This is a genomic window from Gordonia insulae (assembly GCF_003855095.1).
In the GTDB taxonomy this organism is placed as follows: domain Bacteria; phylum Actinomycetota; class Actinomycetes; order Mycobacteriales; family Mycobacteriaceae; genus Gordonia; species Gordonia insulae.
Genome location: NZ_CP033972.1, coordinates 5,434,609 through 5,454,912, shown reverse-complemented (window position 1 = coordinate 5,454,912; position 20,304 = coordinate 5,434,609). Strand labels below are relative to the sequence as shown.

Sequence of the window (20,304 nt, the reverse complement as noted above, 5' to 3'; positions counted from 1 at the left end):
CCTCCCGCGGCCACCGGCCGCGCGGAGGGCAGATCTCTGTGTGGCTTGCCCGGGGCCGCGCGCTGCTACAGCCGGACCTGGGTCAGGATCGGTGTGGTCGGCTGATCCGAACCACCCTGGGGCTCGATCGTCACGGCCAGCACACTCGAGTCGTCCAGCGCGTCGACCAGCGTCGGTGCACCCGCACCGCCCGGCGGGATGAGGCCGGCCGAGACCGGATTCTCGTCCTTGCCGACCAGCCACAGCTGGAACTCGCGGTCGTCCGGGATCGGGTTGCGCAGGTCGCGCAGCAACGCGACCGCCTGATTGCGTTGCCGCGACGTCACCACCGACATCGTGCCCCGCTCGTCGTCGAGCTGACCGACCGACAATTGGGCGTCGGGCGCGGAGAGGACGTCGAGCACCTGCTGCTGGGACGCGGAGGCGGTGGGCGCAGCGGGCTCCGGTGCCGTGGTCCGACCGACGAGGACGCCGGCGCCGAGTGCCACGACGACCGCTGCGGCGGCAGCCGCGAGCCCGGCCGCCCAGCGACGTCGCGAGCGAGCGCGATCGATCGGCACGACCACACCGGGCGCGCCCGATGCCTCGGGTGTCGCGGGGGCAGAGGGAGGTTCGGCGACCGGCGCCTCGGCCGGCTCGGCCGCGCGGAGGGCGGCCGGCGGTACGGCGAACACGTGGTCGAGGACCCGGTCGCGCAGTTCGATCGGCGCGTCGAGTGCATACGAGCTCGCGAGATCAGCCATCGCCGAACGTGTCTCGTCGATGCGCCCGTCGTAGATGCTGCGCTGCACCGGGGTCAGCGCATCCAGTTCCTGCTGTACCCGTTCGTGTTCCGGCGCGGTCAGCACATTGACGGCGAAGAGTTCGACGTGGTCGTCGAGCCAGTCGGTATCAGGCATCGTCGCGGCTCCTCAGACAACTGCGCAACTTACGCAGTCCATCTCGGATCCGCGACTTGATGGTGGGCAGGGGGGTCGAGGTGTGCTCGGCCACCTCCGGGTAGGTCATCCCGCTGAAGTAGGACATCTCGATGCTGTCGCGCTGCAGATCGGTCAGCCGGTTCAGGCAGGTACGGAGTTCCCCGCTCTGTTCGCGATCGACCACGAGCTCCAACGGCACCGGCCCCGCCGGCAGCCGGCTGGTCGCCTCGTACTCACCGATCTTGCGATGCTGCAACTCTTCCGACCGCACGCGGTCGACCGCGCGCCGGTGCGCGATGGTCATCATCCAGCTGATCACGGTCCCGCGGGTGGGCTGATAGTCGCCGGCCTTCTGCCAATACTGCAGATACGCCTCCTGAACGACCTCCTCCGCGTAGTTGCGGTCCCGGACCACCCGCAGCGCCAGACCGTAGATTCGAGCGCTCGTGAGGTCGTACAGACGCGCGAATGCGCCACGGTCGCCGAGGGCCGAATCCGCGAGCAGGGTTCGCAGAAGCTCGGTGTCATTGGCCGCCCCCGTGGAAGTCACGTCTACACGGTAACGAAAAATATCGATGGACTGCTCATTCCCCGTCGGAAACGGCCCCACCCCGGCCCCCCACACGCGGCGGACCGGGTGCTCGACGATCTGCCGATCCGGTCCCGGTTACACTGGGCAGCCACGCATCAGAGTGGAACGGGTGGGACAAAACGTGCGGAAACCCCAGCGCCTCGTCATCGGCGCGATCTTGACGGTGACAGCGACCATCGCGGCGCTCGTCGCCGGTGTGACCGGACCGGCATCGGCCGCACCCCAATCGCACATCGTGAGCAGCTACGACGACGATCCGCAGCAGGTCACGCTCATCGTCTACTCGGCATCCATGAACCGCAACATCCCGGTCACCGTGCTCACCCCGCGCAACCGCGCGGTCGCCAGCCCGACCCTGTATCTGCTCAACGGCGCGGGCGGCGGCGAGGACTCGGCAACCTGGGACGCGCGCACCGACTACAAGAAGTTCTTCGCGAACAAGAATGTGTACGTCGTCACACCGATCGGCGGCGCCTTCTCGTACTACACCGACTGGCAGCGTGACGACCCCGCCCTCGGCCGCAACAAGTGGCAGACGTTCCTGACCAAGGAGCTCCCCCCGCTGATCGACGGGAAGTTCAACACCACCAAGCGCAACGGGCTCGCCGGCATCTCGATGGCCGGGACGTCGGTGCTCAATCTGGCCATCGCGGCGCCCGGGCTCTACAAGTCCGTCGCCGCCTTCAGCGGCTGTGCGCGGACCAGCGACCCCGTCGGGCAGCAGTACATCCGGTTCGTCCTCGATCGTGGTGGGGCGAACATGGAGAACATGTGGGGGCCGCTGGACGGTCCCGGCTGGCGAGCCAATGATCCGTATCTGAACGCCGCAAAGCTCCGCGGCACCAAGATCTACATGACGTCCGGCACCGGTCTACCCGGCCCGCACGAGCGCCTCGACGACCCATTCGTCGAGGGTGACCCGTTCTTCCTGGCCAACCAGGCCGCGCTGGGCGGACTGATCGAGGTGGCGATCGATCAGTGCACGCGGCAGATGACCACCCGGCTGGCACAGCTGCGAATCCCCGCGAAGGTCAACCTGCGGCCGACCGGCACGCATTCATGGGGTTACTGGCAGGACGACCTGCACCAGACGTGGCCACAGCTCGCGCGCGACCTGGCCTGACACACCCGGAACAGATTGCCGATCGTCGCCTCCCGCGCGCGGGGGCGACGATCGGTCACCAGCGATCGAGGCTGGTGTACCCGTCCTGCAGCGCACGGGCAAGCAGGTGGGTCTTCGTCGGCGCATCGCGGCCCACGGCCGAGTACTTCGCCCGGATACGCGCGAGATGGGTGCTCACCGTCGAGGCCGAGATGAACAGTGACCCGGCGGCCTCTTCTTTCGACTCCGCGGCCAGCCAGGCGAGCAGGACCTCGACCTCGCGCGACGACAGCTCCGGACGCCGGTGATCGATCACCGCCGCGTCGTGTTGCCGATAGTCCGAGATGCGGGTGACCTGTCGGTCCTGTCGCTCGGCGGTGGACCGTTCCAGCGCTCCCGCCGACTCGTCTCGGGCGTGCAGGGCGCGTGCCATCGGCAGGTGCGCACGTGAACTCGCGGTCACTGGTCTTCCTTCGTTCGGAGTCATCCGTCTTCGTTCCACGGGCGCCCCGGTCCCCCCGACACAGACCGCACCACAGATACCTGCACGCTAGGCAGTGGTCGTGACGATCAGTAGACCCAGAACTGGGGACACATCGGACAGATCACCCACCGACACCAGCCGACGACCGCTCCCACCTGGGCTTTCCGCCACCGCACACGGTGTCCGACAGGGTGTGAGATAGGTCTCGATCCGACATCGTCGCAATCGCGCGCTCAGTCGTCTCCGCGACCCGGGCCGTCGCGACCCGGGGACCGGTCCGGCGACCCTTGATGACGACCCGGGACCGGCAGCCAACCGTCCTCGACAGCACGCTTGAACAGGTCGAGCTTCGTGCGGGTCGGACGACCGGCGGCCGCATACTTCTGCCGGATGCGCTTGAGGTATTCGTTGACGGTCTCCGCGCTGACCCCGAGGGCGGCTCCGACGCCCGCCGAGGTCTCGCCCGATGCGTACAGGGTCAGGACCCGCTGCAACTGCGGGCTCAGGTCGACCGCGGCGAGCTCCGGATCGGCATCGATCGCGGCCGCCCACTCGGTGGTGAGCACCTCACGACCCGCCCCTGCCGCACGGATCGCCGCGACGACCTCCTGCTCGGATGCGGATTTCAGCACCACACCCAGAGTTCCGGCCCGTGCCGCCGAGCGCAGCAACGACGGGTGCTCACCCGACGTGTAGACCACGGTCCCGATGCCGGCCTCGGTGAGCCGCGTGACGTTCTCGCCGGGTGTCGTCCCGTCGTCGAGCCGGAGGTCGAGGATGACGATGTCCATCCGGATGCCCTGCTCCAGCAGTCCGCCGACGGTGGACGCCGAGCAGACGAGCTCGAGGTCGGGCAGACCGTCGAGGATGCGTTCGATACCCCAGATCGGCGACGGATGGTCGTCGACCATCCCCACGCGGACAACGGGCGGCCGGTCGGACGCCATCCCCACCTCCTGCTCGACGTTTCTGGTCACTTGACCATGGAGCTTATCGACCGCGTTGGGCCATCCTTGCCACAACGGCCGCGACGGTCGGCGGCGCGGTCCGGTCCGGCCATCGACCTACGCGGTCGAACCTGGCACCATGACATCAAACGAGAACACGTTCTAGTCAGCTCTGCGCGATCCGAGGAGAACCAGTCGATGACCCACGCCGCCACCCACGAGGTACTGGGCACCACCGTCACCATGCCGGTCGAGATCCGGCACGCCCGCTGCTTCGTGGCCGGATTCTCCGCCGACAGCGGAGCCGTCGAACACGCGATCACCGCCGCCGGCACCGGCGAGGGTCAGCTGCGGCCTCTGCGCATCAAGCCCGGCCGCACCATGTGCATGCTCGTCTTCGTCGACTACGTCGATGGTGACCTCGGGCCGTACAACGAGTTCGGGGTGTGTTTCCTGGTCGAGGACCCGTCCCGGCCACCGGCGTCACCGCTGCGCGCCCTGCGCTCGCTGGCCGGCGGTGACGCGCGTGCCCTGATCCACCATCTACCCGTCGACGGCGACTTCACCCTCGCGGCGGGTCGCGGGATCTGGGGCTTCCCCAAGACCCTCGCCGAGTTCGATGTCGACCACGAGTCGGCGACCAAACATGGACGCGTCACCGCCGACGGCAGTCTCATCGCCGACCTGACCGTCCGACCGGGCATCCGGGTTCCGGACTCCGGCAAGGACGCGGTGCTCAACGCCTACTCCCAGCTCGACGGCGTGCTCCGGAGAACACCGTGGAAGCTCACCTCGACGGCCGGCACCCGTACTCGCATCGGTGGGGCCGAATTGGAGCTCGGGACACATCCGGTCGCCGACGAACTCCGGTCGCTGCGCCTGAGCCGCCATGCGCTGATGTCATCGTCGGTCGACCGGGTGACGATGACCTTCGAGGATGCCACCGTCGTGGCCTGACACCACGGCGCCCTGACACCATCGCGACGAGGTCCTCCCTCGTGCGACCTCTAGACTGTTCGGACAGCCCGGAACTACTTCGAACAGTGGTGCGCCCATGAGCAACCTGGAACCTCGACCGACCGAGATCGATTGCCACTCAACAGTTCATCGCGGTGACGGCGGTCGTGGCGACGCGGTCGCGGTGGAGGTCCTGTCCGCCCGCGACGTCCCGCTGGGCGGTCCGCGCGCGATGACCGTGCACCGCACCCTCCCCCAGCGACAGCGCTCCCTGATCGGCGCCTGGTGTTTCGCCGACCACTACGGCCCCGACGATGTCTCGGCAACCGGCGGCATGGATGTCCCGCCGCATCCGCATACCGGATTGCAGACCGTGAGCTGGTTGTTCTCCGGTGAGATCGAGCATCGCGACACCATCGGGAACCATGCGATGGTGCGGCCGGGCGAGGTCAACCTGATGACGGCCGGTCACGGCATCGCCCACACAGAGGTCTCGACACCCGACACCACCGTGCTGCACGGCGTCCAGCTGTGGGTCGCGCTGCCGGAGTCGGCCGCCGACACCCCACGGGATTTCGCCCATCACATCCCGCCGGTCCTCGAGCGCGACGGAATCGAGGTCCGGGTGTTCCTCGGCGAGCTGCTGGGCGAGCGGTCGCCGGTCCACACCTTCACCCCGCTGCTCGGTGCCGAGCTGACGATGCCGCCGGATGCCGAGATCGCACTGCCGGTGGCCCCGGACTTCGAACACGGGCTCATCGTCGATCAGGGCCGCATCCGCATCGTGAACTCGGCAGCCGGTCCGCTCGAGCGGACCGAGCTCGGCTACGTCGGTGTCGGCACCGACCGCCTGGTCCTGCGCAACGAGTCCGGCGAGCGGGCCCGCGCGGTGCTCCTCGGCGGAACCCCGCTCGACGAGGAGATCATCATGTGGTGGAACTTCGTCGGCCGCACTCACGACGACATCGTGCGATTCCGTGAGCAGTGGACGGCACACAGCGACCGCTTCGGCAAGGTCGAGGGGTATGCGGGCGAGATCCAGCACCTGCCCGCCCCGGAACTGCCGACCACACACCTGCGCCCCAGGCACAATGTCCCGGGCCAGGCGTGAGTCGTCAGTGGTTGTCGCCCAACAGCTTCGCAAAGTTGGCGATGCCGGCCGCCTCGAGCGCCGAGCGACGTGCGACCTCGCCGAACGGCCCACCAGAGCTCGCATCCGCTTCGGAGCCTTCGGAGCCGCGGACTGAGACCTGCACCCCTGCAATGTTTTCCGTGGCACGCACCGCTGTCGCCAGCTCACGTGCGGCCCGTCGAATCCGGTCCGACAGGAGCGCGGTGTCCCCCGACGTGCCCGCCCAGTCCTCCGCCGCGGCATAGACCCCGGTCGGCAGGACCACGGCGCGCAGGTACGAGAACAACGGGCGCACTGCGTGATCGAGCACCATCGAATGGCGGGGACTGCCGCCGGTGGCCCCGATCAAGACCGGCGTGCCCTGCATCCGATCGACGTCCACGAGATCGAAGAACGACTTGAACAGCCCGCTGTAGGACGCGTTGAACACCGGTGTCGCCACGATCAGCCCGTGCGCGCCGTGCACCGCGTCCAGCGCGGCGCGTAGGTCGCCGACGGCGAAACCCGTGGTCAACGACCGTGCGATGTCGACCGCGAGGTCGCGGAGGTCGATGACCTCGACGGACAGTTCGGCCGCCGGCCGGCCGGCGAACTCATCGGCTGTTGCCTCGATCAGCCGGTCGACCAGCAGCCGGGTCGAGGACGGATCCCCGAGCCCGGCGTTGACCGCCACGAGCGACAGGGTCGCCGGGCTCATGATCGCACCGCCCGCTCCTCGTCCGCCGTGGTGGCATCGGCATCGCGCGCGGCGACCAGCGACGCGTGTGTCGGTGCGTCCGGCACGCCCGCGGGGCGCCCCTGAGCGAATCCCGCCCGCAGATCCGGCAGCACCTCTCCGAGGAGGTCGAGTTGCTCGAGCACGGTCTTGAGGGGCAACCCGGCGTGGTCGACCAGGAACAGCTGACGCTGGTAGTCGCCGAAGCTCTCCCGGAACGAGAGCGTCTTGTCGACGAACTCCTGCGGACTGCCGACGGTCAGTGGGGTCTCGTCGGAGAACTGCTCGAGAGACGGGCCGTGGCCGTACACCGGTGCGTTGTCGAAGTACGGCCGGAACTCACGCACGGCGTCCTGCGAGTTCTTGCGGATGAAGAACTGGCCGCCGAGGCCGACGATCGCCTGGTTCGCGGCGCCATGACCGTAATGCTCGAAGCGTTCGCGGTAGAACGCGATCAGCCGCTGGAAGTGCTCCTTGGGCCAGAAGATGTTGTTCGCGAAGAACCCGTCCCCGTAGTAGGCCGCCTGCTCGGCGATCTCGGGGCTGCGGATGGATCCGTGCCACACGAAGGGCGCCACGTCGTCGAGCGGTCGTGGGGTCGAGGTGAAGGACGTGAGCGGGGTGCGGAAATTGCCCTCCCAGTCGACGACGTCCTCGGTCCACAACCGGTGCAGCAGGGCGTAGTTCTCGATCGCCAGCGGGATGCCCTGACGGATGTCCTTGCCGAACCACGGATAGACCGGCCCGGTGTTGCCCCGGCCGAGCATCAGATCGACGCGGCCGTCGGAGAGGTGCTGCAGCATCGCGAAGTCTTCCGCGATCTTCACCGGGTCGTTGGTGGTGATCAGCGTGGTCGCGGTCGACAGCTGCAGCGTCGAGGTCTGCGCGGCGATGTAGGCGAGGGTGGTCGTCGGTGAGGACGAGACGAACGGACGGTTGTGGTGCTCGCCGAGTGCGAACACGTCGAGCCCGATGTCCTCGGCCTTGGTGGCGATCTCGACGATCGCCTTGATCCGCTCGTGCTCCGTCGGCTCGACGCCGGTCGTGGGATCGACCGTGATGTCGCTGACGCTGAAGAGTCCGAACTGCATGTCGCGCCTCCTGGATGATTACCCGAATGTCACCCAGTCTAACCGGACCACGGTCCGATTAATTCCGGCCGCGGATTCGCCTGCGTACGCATGGGTTAGTGTTGGCTCACCCCAAGAGGAGGAGAACGAAATGAACGTTCGGAAGACCCTGGCCGCAGCGTTGCTGGCCGGCGCGACCGTACTCGTCGTCGCCGGTTGTTCCGATGACACCACGGACACCGTCAGCAGTGCGGCGAACGACGCCTCGGCCGCCGTCGCATCGGCGGCGAGCGATGCCAAGCAGGCCGTCGTCGGCCTCAAGACCGACGATGCCCAGGTGATCCTTCGCAAGGCCGTCGACCCGGCCACGTCATCGACGGAACTCGATGCGGTCGTCGACACCTCGAACCCGGTCAGCAAGGGTGCGATCCAGGCCTACGCCAAGGCGTCGAACATGGCCGGCTACACCCCCGAGATCTACACGGTCAAGGAGGTCAAGGCCGACGGTGACGACAAGGCGGTCGCGACCGTGTCGGTCAAGAGCCCGCACTCACCCGAGCCGGTCGACATCACCCTGGCGTACGTGAAGGTCGACGGGGACTGGAAGCTCGCCGGCAGCGCGGTCACCCAGCTGACCTCGATGGGCGGACAGCACGGCGGCTGATAGCAGCATCCGATCAACGATCTCGCCGCATCCGGGTCACCCGGGTGCGGCGAGATTTTTCTCGGCTGGTCACGACGGCGGATAGCGGCCGTTATCGCGTCGTGATGTTCGTCGGGTGCAGTGGGGTGAGACAGAATGGACATCGCGGCCGACTCCGAGATCTCGGCCGCGAGGAGGTGCGCCATGCGGGTGACCGATCATCCCACTCAACCGATCCCGCCCGCGGTCACCGACCGCATCCTGACCTGGCCACCGCCGCAGGACACCGGCGACTTCGGTGCCGTCGGGTCCGCGCGCCTGCCCGAGGTGACCACCCCTGCGGTGAGCGCGCCTGCCGCGCCCGAGCCTGCGGTCGCCCTTCCGGCACACACACGCGTCGTCGACGGCCCGCTCCCGCCACTCGGGGAGGTCTGGGACCTGCCCACACCCGGCACGGTTCGTCCGCTCGGTCCCGTCCCCGGTCATCCGTCCACACGTCGGCCGACGGTCGCAGCAGCGACCGCCGGCCTGGTGACATCGTTGGTGTCCCTACCGCTGGCACTGATCGGCATCGGCGCTGTTGTTGGCCTGATCGGTGTCGTGCTGGGAATCGTCGGACTGGTGCAGATCAGCTCGCGGAAGCGAATGGCCGCCGGGCAGGCAGGCATCCGGCAGGCAGACGTAGCGCGGACCCGCGGCACCGGACGGGCGGTGGCCGCGATCATCATGGGTACGGCGAGCGTCGTGGTCGGAGCACCGATCCTGCTCGTGATACTGGCGTTGATGGCCGTCTTCTGACCCGGCACGCCCTTCGAGACGCCGGCAGGCGGATTCCCGACGGGAGCCCGCCGCGGTCAGCGTTGACAGGCTTGTGCTGCCGGAGCCGGAGAGACGAGCGTCAGCTGACGGCGCGCAGACCGCCGGTGGCGCCGCCGTCGGCATCACGGCCGAGCCAGGCGACGACCTCGCCGAGCACACGGTTGCGCTCGGAGGTGCCCTCGATACGTGTCAGTGACGGCATGCAGTGCAGCAGGCCGGCGTGGAACGCCGCCTCTTGCGACAGACCGTGCCGATCCATCACCGAGCCGTACTTGGTGATGCTTTCGTCCAGCGCTCCGTATGTCACCACGTCATCGCCGAATCGCACGGCGGTGAGTCGCGGAGTGACCTCCGCGCGCCGTTGGATGTCCTCGATCATTTGATGCACCATCACAGTCGCTCCCCCGAGCTTGAAATGTTGACCCTGGCCACTCTGCCTCCCAGTTCGAACTGGCACCGGGTCCCTGCATATAGCTTGCCTTGCTAACGGCCTTTTGGAAACCGGTGACGGGATTTATCGGGGAATTTCACAGAAATCCGTTCCCCTCTCGACATCACCGATGTTACTGGTGTGGTTTGAGTTGTTGAAGTGGCCAGTGCGCTTGATGTGCAAGCGTTACCGCGGTGACATGTCGCCGCGATGTCACTCGCCCGACGAACCACCCTGCGCGGCCTTGTCGGCCTCCATCGCGTCGATCAGGCTCTTCGGCCGCAGATCCGTCCAGTTCTGCTCCACATACTCCAGGCACGCCGCACGAGAATCCTCACCGAACACCTTCGTCCAGCCGGCCGGGATATCCGCGAACGTCGGCCACAGCGAATGCTGATTCTCCTCGTTCACCAACACGAAGAAACGGCCGTTCTCGTCATCAAAGGGGTTGGTCATGCGTAGTCCTCTCGATTCGTTTCAGTTGTCGTCGTACCCGTCGACACGGTCGTGTCAGGTCGGTGACCACCACCGGTAGTCAACCATTCGTCCAATGTCGGCCCGATGACGTCCAATGCCGACGCGTTGGCCAGACCGAGGTGGTCGGCGTCGACATCGACGTTGGCGATCGTGCCGTTCACGTAGGGTTCCCAGCCGCGCGGCACCGCACTCGGATCCTCCTTGTCCCGCGTCGCGGTGAACACCAGCAGCGAACCGTCGTATGGCTCAGGACGGAAGTTTTCCACGAGCGCCTCCGACGTGGCAAAGCTGTCCATCACCCATTGCACCTGGTCGCCGCTCAGGAGGCCCATCGACGCTATCTGGTGCCGGATGATCTCGGCGACCTCTTCCGCGCTGTCCGCGTGCACGTTCTCGTCCAGATCGAACAGGTCACGCCAGCCACCGAGGAAGTCACCGACGAAGTCGCCGCCGAGCTGGACGCCCACGGGCACCTCGGCGGCGTCGGGGCCGGATTCGGCTGCCTGGGGCACCGGAGAGGAATCCATCACACCGAGGAAGGCGACCTCGTCGCCCTCGGCCTGCAACCGGGTCGCGATCGCATACGCGACGTAGCCCCCGAGGGACCAGCCGAGCAGGTGGTACGGCCCCCGCGGGGAGATCCGCCGGATCTCCTCGAGGTAGCGGTCGGCCATCTCCTCCACCGACGAGGCGCTCGGCTCTCCGGAGACGGCATGCGGATCCTGCAGCCCGTAGACGGGACGATCGATGAGATAGGGCACGAAGCCGCCGTAGAACCAGGCCAGACCACCGGCCGGATGGATGCAGAACAGCGGCGGTCTGCTGCCCTGGCCGTTCAGCGTGATGATCACGTCCCCGGCCGCCGAACCGGCGCCGCCCAGGCGGGCTGAGAGTCCGCGCGGGGTCGGGTCGTTGAACAGCCAGGCGAGCTCGAGTTCGTGTCCCCGTGCGCGCAGCTCGGCGAGCACCCTCGTCGCGGACAGCGAGTTACCGCCCAGGTCGAAGAAGCTGTGCGTCGCACCGACCCGGTCGACCCCGAGCACCTCGGCGAACGCGGCCGCCACCGCCGCCTCCTGCTCGGTCGCGGGCTCGATGTACTCCCCCACATCCGAGACGATCTCCGGCTCCGGCAGAGCACGTTTGTCGAGTTTGCCGACCGGCGTGAGCGGCAGCGCATCGAGCAGGGCGATGCTCGCCGGCACCATGTGCGACGGCAGACGTGCGGCGAGGAACTCGCGCAGTGTCGCGACGTCGACCGACGGGTCGGCGACCACGTATCCGGCGAGCGCCGTCGCGACCGATCCACCGACACCGACCACGACCGCCGACTCGACCGCCGGGTGCGATGCCAGCACGGCCTCGATCTCACCGAGCTCGATGCGCAGGCCACGCAGCTTCACCTGGTCGTCGGAGCGGCCCGCGTACTCCAGGACGAGCCCGCCGTCGGGGTCGGCCCGCCACCGGACGACGTCGCCCGTGCGATACATCCGGGAACCGTCGGTGGCGAACGGGTTCGCGACGAACCGCTCGGCCGACAGCGCCGGCCGGTCCAGGTAGCCGCGGGACAGCGCGCGACCGACCGCGAACAGCTCGCCGGGCACGCCCACCGGCACCGGATGCAGTCGGCCGTCGAGAACCAGCAACTCGACGCCGGCCAGCGGCCCGCCCAGCCGGACCGGCCGTCCGGCAGTCATCGCGGTGCTCAGTGTGATGCCGATGGTGGTCTCGGTGGGTCCGTACAGGTTGTGGATTCGGACATGCGGGGACCACGTCTCGACCAACGACGGCGGCACGGCCTCGCCGCCGGCCATCAACGCGACGAGGTCCGGCAGTGCGCCGGGCTCGATGGTCGAGAGGACGGTCGGTGTGAGGAAGGTGTGCGTCACGCGGTGGGTCTGCATGAACTCCTGCAGCGCCGGACCGCCGACGGCGTCCTTCGGACGATAGGCGAGCGTGCCCCCGTTGACCGTGGCCAGCAGGTATTCGAGCACCGAGGCGTCGAAGCTCGGCGATGCGAATCCCAGCACCACCGGCCCGTCGGCGACACCGAGTCCGCTCGACTCCTGTGCGGCGAAGTTGAACAGTCCGGCGTGGGTGACCGAGACGCCCTTGGGCCGCCCGGTGGAACCCGAGGTGTAGATCACGTACGCGACGTTCTCCGGGCGTACCCGACCCAGCGGCTCGTTCGGCCGCAGCGCGTCGTCGGCGAGCGCCGCGATCTCCACCGCCATCGTGTCGTCGAGGCGCACCCAGTCGAATCCCTGATCGGGCAGATCGCCGGTGCCGGCGGTCAGGCCGAGGACGGCACCCGAGTCCTCGACCATGGTCGCGACCCGCTCCGGCGGGTAGTCGGGATCGATCGGGACATAGCCTGCGCCGGTCTTGGTCACCGCCCAGATCGCGGTGAGCAGCTCCGCCGATCGGCCGATGGCCAGCGCCACCAGCGACTCCACCCCGATTTCACGGGAGATCAGCCACCGCGCGAGGCGATTGGATCTGACATCGAGTTCCGCGTAGGTCAGCGACGAACCGTGACCGTCGATCACCGCGATCCGGTCCGGATGCCGGTCGACGGCCTCGGCGAACAGCTCCCCCAGCATCCGGGGCGCGGAACCCACGCCACCGGACACCGGCGTCAGGTCCGCGACGTCGGCGTCGCCGACGAGCACGATGTCCGCGGTCCGGGTGTCCGGTCGCGCCGCGACCGTCCGCAGGATCTGCGTCAACGCCGCGATGAAGACATCGATCTGCCCGTCGTCGAACGCATCCGGCAGATACTTCAGGGTCAGCGAGAGTCGTTCTCCGACAACGGGAGCGGTCGACATGTTCAGCGGGTAGTGCGTGGCGTCGGAGCCCTCGAAGTCCCGGATCTCCAGACCACCGGTGAGCGAGGCGTCGGTGGTGGACAGCGAATCGGTGTCCACCGGATACGACTCGTGCACGGTCAGCGTGTCGAACAACGCGCCGCCGTGGACGAGCCCGGTCAGCTCCGGCAGACCCAGGTGCTGGTGATCGAGCACCGACACCTTCGCCGCCTGCAATCGCGCCAGCACCTCCGAGATCCTCGCCGACGGGTCCACATCGACCACGGCCGGCAGGGTGTTGATGAACAGACCCACCATCGCCTCGACGCCGTCGAGATCGGCCGGGCGACCCGACACCGTCTCGGCAAAGGACACCACCCGGTTCCCGGTCAACCGGGACAGCAGGACCGCCCACGCGAACTGCAGCACCGTCGCCACCGTCGCGCCCTCGGCGCGCGCCACCGCATCGATCCCGGCGGTCAGTTCGGCGTCGAGGATCACCGACCGATCGCGCGGCAACGAGTCGACGGTCGCCTCGACGCCCGGCGCCACCAGGGTCGGACCCTCGACGGGCGCCAGCACCGCGCGCCACGCCTCTCGACCGGCCTCGTCGTCCGCCGTCGCGACGCGCTTGACGTAGTCCGCGAAATCGCCTCGACCGCCGCCGATCTGGCCGGTGTAGGTGGTGCCCGATGCGTACAGCGCCAGCAGATCGGCCAACACCAGCGGACCCGACCAGCCGTCGATGAGGATGTGATGGTTGGTGACCACCAGGTGCGCGGTGCCGCCGTGGCGCACCAGGGCGAAGCGCATCAGCGGCGGAGCGGCCAGGTCGAACGACTGGGACCGTTCGGCGTCGGCGATCCGACGCACCTCGGCGGCGATGGACTCCCCGAAGCCGGTGTCATCGAGATCGATGTCGTGCCACGGCACGTCGACCGACGCCGGCACCACGGTCACCACGGCACCGCTCGGGGTGCGGACGAAGCCGGACCGCAATGCGCGGTGGTGGGCGAACAGTGCTTCGGCCGCGGTGCGCAGACGTCCGCCGTCGATGTCGCCACCGAGTTCGAGCACCGACTGCACGACATAGACGTCGACGGCTCCGGTGTCGACGGTGCCGGCGAGTTCCGATTCGAAGTGCAGCCCCTTCTGCAGCGGCGACAGCGGCCAGACGTCGGCGCCCGGATACTGTTCGGCCAGCCGGTCCAGGTCCGCCTGCGAGACACCGGTTCCCGGGACATCCGACGGCGACAGGCCGGGATCGACGACGTCGGCCACCTGCTCGACGATCGCGGTGAGCTCCCGGTCCCACCGGGCGGCGAGGTCGTGGGCGTCCTCGGGCGACAGGATGCCCTGTGCGAACAGGAAGTCCGCCGTCAGCCGGCGGCCGAGCTCGGTGGCGGCCGTGCCCACGTTGACCGTCAGCACGTTCATCGCGACCATGCGACCCGACACCGTCGCGGGCAGCGACGGCGCATCGGCGTCGGCCATGAACGGCACCGTGACCGCGTCGCGACCGGCGCGGGTACCCGCGCCGAAGAAGTTGAATCCGATCGACGGCAACGACGTTCCCGAGAGTCGCTCGTCGCCGCCGAAACGCAACTCGCCGAACCCGACGCCACGGTCCGGCTGCCCGAGTCGTTCCTCCTTGGCCGCCTTCACCGCGTGTACCGGATCGTCGGACGGATCGATGACCATCGGGGCGATGGTGGTGAACCAGCCGACGGTGCGGGACAGGTCGGCCGACCGCGGCTCCGGACCCGCCGCCAGTATCTCCTCGTACCGGCCGTGTCCCTCCACCAGCACCGAGACGGCCGCATCGTCGTCGATGCCGTGGGCCCGCTGCCAGGACCGCACGGCCCGTGCGAGACCGGCGACCAGCGCGTCGTTGACGTGGCCGGAGAACGCCTCGGGCACCGCGGCCAACAGCGCCTCGGTCACCTCGGTGCTCACCTGTACCCGCACGGAACCCGTGGCCGCGAAACGATCCCGGTCGCGGTCGAAGGGCACACCGAAGTCGGTCGGCGCCCGGCCGACCCGGGTCAGCCAGTAGTCCACCTCACCGCTCCGGCCGGTCGCCTGCGCGGCCATGGCGGCATGCCAGGCACGTGCGGAGGTGACCTCCCGTCGCACCGCCGGCTCGTGGCCGGCCTGCAGCTGACCCCACACGGTGACCAGGTCCTCGACCAGGATGGGCCACGACACCGCGTCGACGGCGAGATGATGTACCGCCAGCACCACGCGGGCTCCGTCGGCCCCCGACACGAGCACCGCCGAGACCAGCACGCCGGCATCGGGATCCAATGCGGCCAGGGCATCGGCGTGGGCCGCGTGCACGGCCTCGTCGAACTCCGGAGAGTCCGTGCTCGCGGCGGTGTGCGCCTCGCCGACCACGGGTCCGCGGCCCGCACCGGCGGTGTACACCCACTCGCCGGAGACCGAACTCAGTCTCGCCGACAACATCGGGTGTGCATCCACCACGGCACGCACCACGGTGTCCAGCCCGGCGACGTCGGGTCGGTCGGGTGCCACCAGCACCATCGACTGGGAGAAGTCCGCGAAATCCGCTGCGGTGTCGGACAGTTCGAGCATCCACGACGCCACCGGCGAGATCACCGTCTGGCCCGAGGCGCCACCGGCCGGCTCGGTCAGCAGTTCCGGACCGGCACCGCCGGCCGCGACCGCGCGGCCCAACTCACGAACCGACTTGTGTTCGAACACATCACGCGGCGACACCACCAGGCCGGCGGCGCGCGCCGCCGACGACAACTGGATCGCCAGGATGGAGTCGCCGCCGAGCGCGAAGAACGACTCGACCACACTGACCCGATCCACGCCGAGTACACCCGCGACAACACGTGCCAGCGTCTCCTCCACCGAGGATTCCGGTGCGACGTAGTCGTCGCCGGTGTTGTCAATCACCGGTTGCGGCAATGCCTTACGGTCGAGTTTGCCGTTCGGGGTCAACGGGAGCGTATCGATGGGGACGATCACGCTCGGCACCATGTAGCCGGGCACCGCACGGGCGGCGGTGTCCCGCGCATCCTGCGCGTCGACCACCGTACCCGGATCGGTGACGATGTACCCGATCAACTGCTCGCCACGGCCCGGCAGTTCGACGACGCTCGCGGCCGCCGCACTGACCCCGGGCACCCCGAGCAGGGCCGCCTCGATCTCCCCGTACTCGATCCGGAAGCCGCGCAGCTGCACCTGCGCGTCACCACGTCCGAGGTACTCGATGTCGTCGCCGACGCGGCGCGCGAGGTCACCCGTGCGATACATACGCTCGCCCCGGTCGAACGGGTTCGCGACGAACCTGGTCGACGACAGCGCCGCGCGACCCAGATATCCCCGCGCCAATTGTCCACCGGTGACGTACATCTCGCCGACCACGCCCGGCGGGACGGGATGCAGGCGCTCGTCGAGGATGTGGATCGCCAACGATCGCAGCGGACGGCCGATGAGTGAGGCGTCCCCGGCCGCCACGAGGTCACGGTCGAGCGGGCGGAAGCTGACGTGGACCGTGGTCTCGGTGATGCCGTACATGTTCACCAGTTGCGGCGCTGCACCCGGGTGATCGTCGAACCATCGGCGGACCTGATCGAAGCTGAGCGCCTCACCACCGAAGACGATGTAGCGCAACGGCAGATCGACCCGGTTGCGGCGGCGGGCGTCGATCAGCTGGTAGAACGCCGAGGGCGTCTGGTTCAGCACCGTGACACCTTCGTCGGCGAGCAGCTCGACGAACGCATCCGGGTCACGGGCGAGCAGGCGATCGACGATCACCAGTCGCGCACCGGACAGGAACGGGCCCCACAGCTCCCAGACGGAGAAGTCGAACGCATAGGAGTGGAACATCGTCCACACGTCATCGGGCCGGAAGTCGAAGTCCGTTGCCGCCGTGTCCATCAACGTGATGACGTCGCGGTGGGTGATCTCCACGCCCTTGGGCAGACCCGTCGAGCCGGACGTGTAGATCACGTATGCGCGCGACGCGGGTGACACGACCACCGCGGCTTCGTGGGTGTCGGCACCCTCGGACACCAGGTCGGCGATGTCCACCGGGACGACGCCCGCGGGCAGGCCGGCGAACAGCTCGTGTCCGGCGGTGGCCGCGTCGGTGACGACGACCTCGACGGCGGCATCGGAGACGATGAACGCCAGGCGTTCCGCCGGGTTGGTGGTGTCCAGCGGCAGATATCCGGCGCCGGCCTTCAGCACACCGAGGATCGCCACGGCGAGGTCGACCGAGCGGGCGGTCGCGACGCCGACGAGGTCGCCGACCCGGACGCCACGGCCGGCGAGCGCCGCGGCCACGGCATCCGATGCCCCGTCCAACTCCGCGTAGGTCAGGGTGATCCCGTCCGCGGTTACCGCGGACAGATCGTGATGCCGTGCGACGGTCGACCGGAACAGATCGACCAGACTCCGTTCGGCGTTGACGGTGTCGACCACCGGCGCCGGCAACGCGGCCAGCACGTTCCGTTCGTCCGTCGACGTGAGGTCGACGTCTCCCACCGGCGTCGAGACCGATCCCACGCATCCGGCGAGGACACGCAGGAAGCGCTGCGCCATCGCGTCGACGGTCGAGGGATCGAAGAGGTCTGTCGCATAGATGATCTGGGCCGGCCACGCCTGATCGTCGGCGCCCGCGGCGATGCCGAAGGTCAGGTCGACCTTGGCCGGGGTCTCGGGGAGGTCGACCGGTGAGATCGCGATGCCGGCGACGCTGGTCGGGCCGACCGTCGACGAACCCTCTGCCGCGGAGAACTCCGGCAGCGTGGTCTGGTGGAAGGTCAACAGGACCTGGGTCAAGGGCGCGAACGCCTCCGAACGCACCGGGTCGAGCCGCTCCACGACCGTCTCGAACGGCACATCGGCGTGGGCGAACGCATCGAGATCGGCGACGCGGACCTGATCGAGCAACTCGGCGAAGGTCATCCGGGCGTGCACCGCCGACCGGAGTACCAGTGTGTTGACGAACATGCCGACCAACGCGTCCAGCGATCGCTGGCCGCGGCCCGCGATCGGGGTGCCGACGGTGACGTCGTCGGTGGCGGACAGGCGCGCCAGCAACACCGCCAAGGCCGCATGCACCACCATGAACGGCGTGACGCCGTGCTCGCGCGCGACCGACCCGATCCGCTCCGCCAGATCGGCGGGGACCTCGAACCGGACCTCGTCGCCGCGCTGGGATGCGACGACCGGGCGCGGCCGGTCGGTCGGCAACTCCAGTACGTCCGGCACGCCTGCCAGCTGTGTGGCCCAGTACGACAACTGTTGTCCCACCACGGACGTCGGATCGTCTCCCGATCCGAGGACCTCGTGCTGCCAGATCGCGAAGTCGGCGAATTGCACCGCCATCGGCGCGAACTCAGGAGCGTTGCCCGCAACCCGCGCCGCATACGCCGCGACCACGTCGGCCACCAGCGGCCCCATCGACTCTCCGTCGGCGGCGATGTGATGGGCGACCAACGCGATGACGAACTCGCCATCGGCGACGGGCCACAGACGGGCCCGCAGCGGCCACTGCACGGTGACATCGAAGCCTTCCGACACCGCCGCCTCGAGCTCGGCGCCGGAGGACACCACGTCCCAATCAAGCTGTTCGGCAACAGCATCCGCCGGATCGATCACCTGGATCGGGACGGCATCGACCGCCGGGAACCTGGTGCGCAGGACCTCGTGCCGCACCACCACGTCGACCAGCGCCGCGCGCAGGGCGTCGACGTCGAGATCGCCGGCCAGGCGCAGCAACACCGGGACGTTGTAGGTCGACGACGAAGGGTCGAACTGGTTGATGAACCACATCCGCGCCTGGGCGAACGACACCGGAATCCGGTCCGGACGCACGGGGACGGCCACCACCGGCGGCAGTCCGGCCCCGCGGCCGGCCGCGAGCGCGGCCAACTCACGCACCGAGGGCGATACGAACACGTCACGCACGGTCAGGTCGACACCGAACAGATCGGCCACTCGGGCGGCGACGCGGGTCGCCGACAGGGAGTTGCCGCCGACGTCGAAGAAGTTCTCCACCGCGCTGACCCGCTCGACGCCCAGGACATCGGCGAACACGTCGGCCACGGACTCCTCGTCGGCCGTCGCCGCCGGCACGAACTCGTGCGCGACATCGATCGCCGGCTCCGGCAGTGCCCGTTTGTCCAGCTTGCCGACCGGGGTCAGCGGCAGCGCATCGAGCACGGCGATGCTCGCCGGAACCATGTGCGTCGGTAGGCGCTCGGCCACGAAGGCGCGTAGTTCGGCGATCTCGACGGCCTCGCGCAGCACCACGTACCCGGCCAGCGCGGTGGCCACCGAGCCGCCCACCCCGACGACGACCGCCGACTCCACCTGTGGGTGCGCGGCCAGGACCGCCTCGATCTCGCCCAGCTCGATGCGCAGTCCACGCAGCTTCACCTGGTCGTCGCTGCGTCCGACGTACTCCACGAGCAAGTCGCCGGAGTCGTCGCGGCGCCAGCGGACCACGTCGCCGGTGCGGTACATCAGATCGCCTGCGGTCCCGAAGGGGTTCGCCACGAACCGCTCGGCGGTGAGGGCGGCACGCCCGACATAACCACGGGCCAGTACGTCACCCATCACGTACAGTTCGCCCGGTACGCCCACGGGCACCACCCGCATCCGCGAATCCAGCACCAGGAGGCCGACACCGGGGATCGGGCCACCCAACGCCGACGGTCCGTCCGGCCGCTTCGGCTGACTCATGGTCACGACGATCGAAGTCTCGGTGGGTCCGTAGAAATCGTAGAACGGGAGCCGTGTGCCCCAGCGCTCCACGAGCGCCTGCGGCACGGCCTCACCACCGGCGGCGAGCGCACGCAGATCCGGCAGCGAGCCGGGCTCCAACGTCGCGAGCACCGTCGGCGTCAGGAACGCATGCGTGATCCGTTGTGTCCGCAGGTAGTCGGCCAACGGATCGCCACCCAGCGCACCGTCCGGTCGGTAGACCAGGGTCGCGCCCGACGCCGTCGCCATCAACCACTCCAGGACGGAGGCGTCGAAGCTGAGGGACGCGAAGCCGAGCACCCGCGAATGCGCGTCCACCGCGAGGCGGGCCACCTCGGTCTGCGCGAAGTTGTCCAGCGCGCGCGCCGTCACCTGCACGCCCTTCGGGACACCCGTCGACCCGGAGGTGTAGATGACGTAGGCGACCGCATCCGGGTGGGGCGTGCCGATCGTCTCGCCCGGCTT

General features: G+C 68.8%; 14 protein-coding genes (1 of these 14 only partly in view). 5 read left to right on the top strand and 9 right to left on the bottom strand.

The genetic code is table 11. The annotated features are described in order from the left end of the window. Positions 1–65: 65 nt before the first annotated feature. Positions 66–899: an anti-sigma factor gene (locus tag D7316_RS24575; protein ID WP_124710584.1), complete on the bottom strand. Its 834-nt coding sequence runs from the start codon at positions 897–899 to the stop codon at positions 66–68. Beyond that, on the bottom strand, positions 892–1,470 hold the full coding sequence (locus D7316_RS24570) for a sigma-70 family RNA polymerase sigma factor (protein WP_232017067.1): 579 nt from the start codon (positions 1,468–1,470) through the stop codon (positions 892–894). Before D7316_RS24570 ends, D7316_RS24575 begins: the two co-directional genes overlap by 8 nt. A 187-nt stretch (positions 1,471–1,657) precedes the next feature. Between D7316_RS24570 and D7316_RS24565 the strand changes: the two genes are divergently transcribed. Next, positions 1,658–2,635, top strand: coding sequence for an alpha/beta hydrolase (locus D7316_RS24565; RefSeq protein ID WP_408610081.1), 978 nt, complete (start codon positions 1,658–1,660; stop codon positions 2,633–2,635). Between the two features lie 55 nt (positions 2,636–2,690). Here D7316_RS24565 and D7316_RS27570 read toward each other — a convergent pair whose 3' ends face one another. Both D7316_RS27570 and D7316_RS24555 read right to left on the bottom strand, forming a co-directional pair. Continuing rightward, complete coding sequence (locus D7316_RS27570; RefSeq protein WP_232017065.1) at positions 2,691–3,077, bottom strand: LuxR C-terminal-related transcriptional regulator; 387 nt, start codon at positions 3,075–3,077, stop codon at positions 2,691–2,693. 254 nt (positions 3,078–3,331) lie between these two features. Next, positions 3,332–4,045 (bottom strand): response regulator transcription factor, encoded by a 714-nt coding sequence (locus D7316_RS24555; protein WP_124711559.1) that lies wholly within the window; start codon positions 4,043–4,045, stop codon positions 3,332–3,334. 198 nt (positions 4,046–4,243) lie between these two features. On the opposite strand from D7316_RS24555, the gene D7316_RS24550 reads away from it, so the two are divergent. Both D7316_RS24550 and D7316_RS24545 read left to right on the top strand, forming a co-directional pair. Next, complete coding sequence (locus tag D7316_RS24550) at positions 4,244–5,002, top strand: acetoacetate decarboxylase family protein (protein ID WP_124710582.1); 759 nt, start codon at positions 4,244–4,246, stop codon at positions 5,000–5,002. A gap of 97 nt (positions 5,003–5,099) precedes the next feature. Next, positions 5,100–6,113, top strand: a complete 1,014-nt coding sequence (locus tag D7316_RS24545; protein WP_124710581.1) for a pirin family protein — start codon at positions 5,100–5,102, stop codon at positions 6,111–6,113. Positions 6,114–6,117: 4 nt separating this feature from the next. Here D7316_RS24545 and D7316_RS24540 read toward each other — a convergent pair whose 3' ends face one another. After that, complete coding sequence (locus D7316_RS24540; protein ID WP_124710580.1) at positions 6,118–6,831, bottom strand: CE1759 family FMN reductase; 714 nt, start codon at positions 6,829–6,831, stop codon at positions 6,118–6,120. Then, positions 6,828–7,940 carry an LLM class flavin-dependent oxidoreductase gene (locus tag D7316_RS24535; RefSeq protein WP_124710579.1) on the bottom strand — a complete coding sequence of 371 codons (1,113 nt, stop codon included), beginning with the start codon at positions 7,938–7,940 and terminating at the stop codon, positions 6,828–6,830. The genes D7316_RS24540 and D7316_RS24535 overlap by 4 nt, the downstream gene beginning before the upstream one ends. A gap of 130 nt (positions 7,941–8,070) precedes the next feature. Between D7316_RS24535 and D7316_RS24530 the strand changes: the two genes are divergently transcribed. Together D7316_RS24530 and D7316_RS24525 are read left to right on the top strand one after the other, a co-directional pair. Beyond that, entirely contained in the window at positions 8,071–8,583 is a 513-nt protein-coding gene (locus D7316_RS24530; protein ID WP_124710578.1) for a DUF4878 domain-containing protein, read from the top strand. A gap of 183 nt (positions 8,584–8,766) precedes the next feature. Next, positions 8,767–9,360, top strand: coding sequence for a DUF4190 domain-containing protein (locus D7316_RS24525; protein ID WP_124710577.1), 594 nt, complete (start codon positions 8,767–8,769; stop codon positions 9,358–9,360). 100 nt (positions 9,361–9,460) lie between these two features. On the opposite strand, the gene D7316_RS24520 is transcribed toward D7316_RS24525, so the two are convergent. The 3 genes from D7316_RS24520 to D7316_RS24510 all read right to left on the bottom strand — a co-directional run. Continuing rightward, positions 9,461–9,760: a hypothetical protein gene (locus D7316_RS24520; protein ID WP_232017064.1), complete on the bottom strand. Its 300-nt coding sequence runs from the start codon at positions 9,758–9,760 to the stop codon at positions 9,461–9,463. Positions 9,761–10,024: 264 nt separating this feature from the next. Beyond that, positions 10,025–10,267: an MbtH family protein gene (locus tag D7316_RS24515; RefSeq protein WP_124710575.1), complete on the bottom strand. Its 243-nt coding sequence runs from the start codon at positions 10,265–10,267 to the stop codon at positions 10,025–10,027. Next, positions 10,264–20,304, bottom strand: partial view of a non-ribosomal peptide synthase/polyketide synthase gene (locus tag D7316_RS24510; protein WP_124710574.1) — the final stretch only. 14,922 nt of this gene lie beyond the right edge of the window; only the last 10,041 of its 24,963 coding nucleotides appear in the window; the start codon falls outside the window, past its right edge; it ends in the stop codon at positions 10,264–10,266. Before D7316_RS24510 ends, D7316_RS24515 begins: the two co-directional genes overlap by 4 nt.

Excerpts from the sequence above, each read along its gene's own strand:
- D7316_RS24575 (WP_124710584.1), bottom strand. The coding sequence starts at position 899 with ATGCCTGATACCGACTGGCTCGACGACCACGTCGAACTCTTCGCCGTC.
- D7316_RS24555 (WP_124711559.1), bottom strand. The coding sequence starts at position 4,045 with ATGGCGTCCGACCGGCCGCCCGTTGTCCGCGTGGGGATGGTCGACGAC.
- D7316_RS24550 (WP_124710582.1), top strand. The coding sequence starts at position 4,244 with ATGACCCACGCCGCCACCCACGAGGTACTGGGCACCACCGTCACCATG.
- D7316_RS24545 (WP_124710581.1), top strand. The coding sequence starts at position 5,100 with ATGAGCAACCTGGAACCTCGACCGACCGAGATCGATTGCCACTCAACA.
- D7316_RS24540 (WP_124710580.1), bottom strand. The coding sequence starts at position 6,831 with ATGAGCCCGGCGACCCTGTCGCTCGTGGCGGTCAACGCCGGGCTCGGG.
- D7316_RS24535 (WP_124710579.1), bottom strand. The coding sequence starts at position 7,940 with ATGCAGTTCGGACTCTTCAGCGTCAGCGACATCACGGTCGATCCCACG.
- D7316_RS24530 (WP_124710578.1), top strand. The coding sequence starts at position 8,071 with ATGAACGTTCGGAAGACCCTGGCCGCAGCGTTGCTGGCCGGCGCGACC.
- D7316_RS24525 (WP_124710577.1), top strand. The coding sequence starts at position 8,767 with ATGCGGGTGACCGATCATCCCACTCAACCGATCCCGCCCGCGGTCACC.
- D7316_RS24520 (WP_232017064.1), bottom strand. The coding sequence starts at position 9,760 with ATGATCGAGGACATCCAACGGCGCGCGGAGGTCACTCCGCGACTCACC.
- D7316_RS24515 (WP_124710575.1), bottom strand. The coding sequence starts at position 10,267 with ATGACCAACCCCTTTGATGACGAGAACGGCCGTTTCTTCGTGTTGGTG.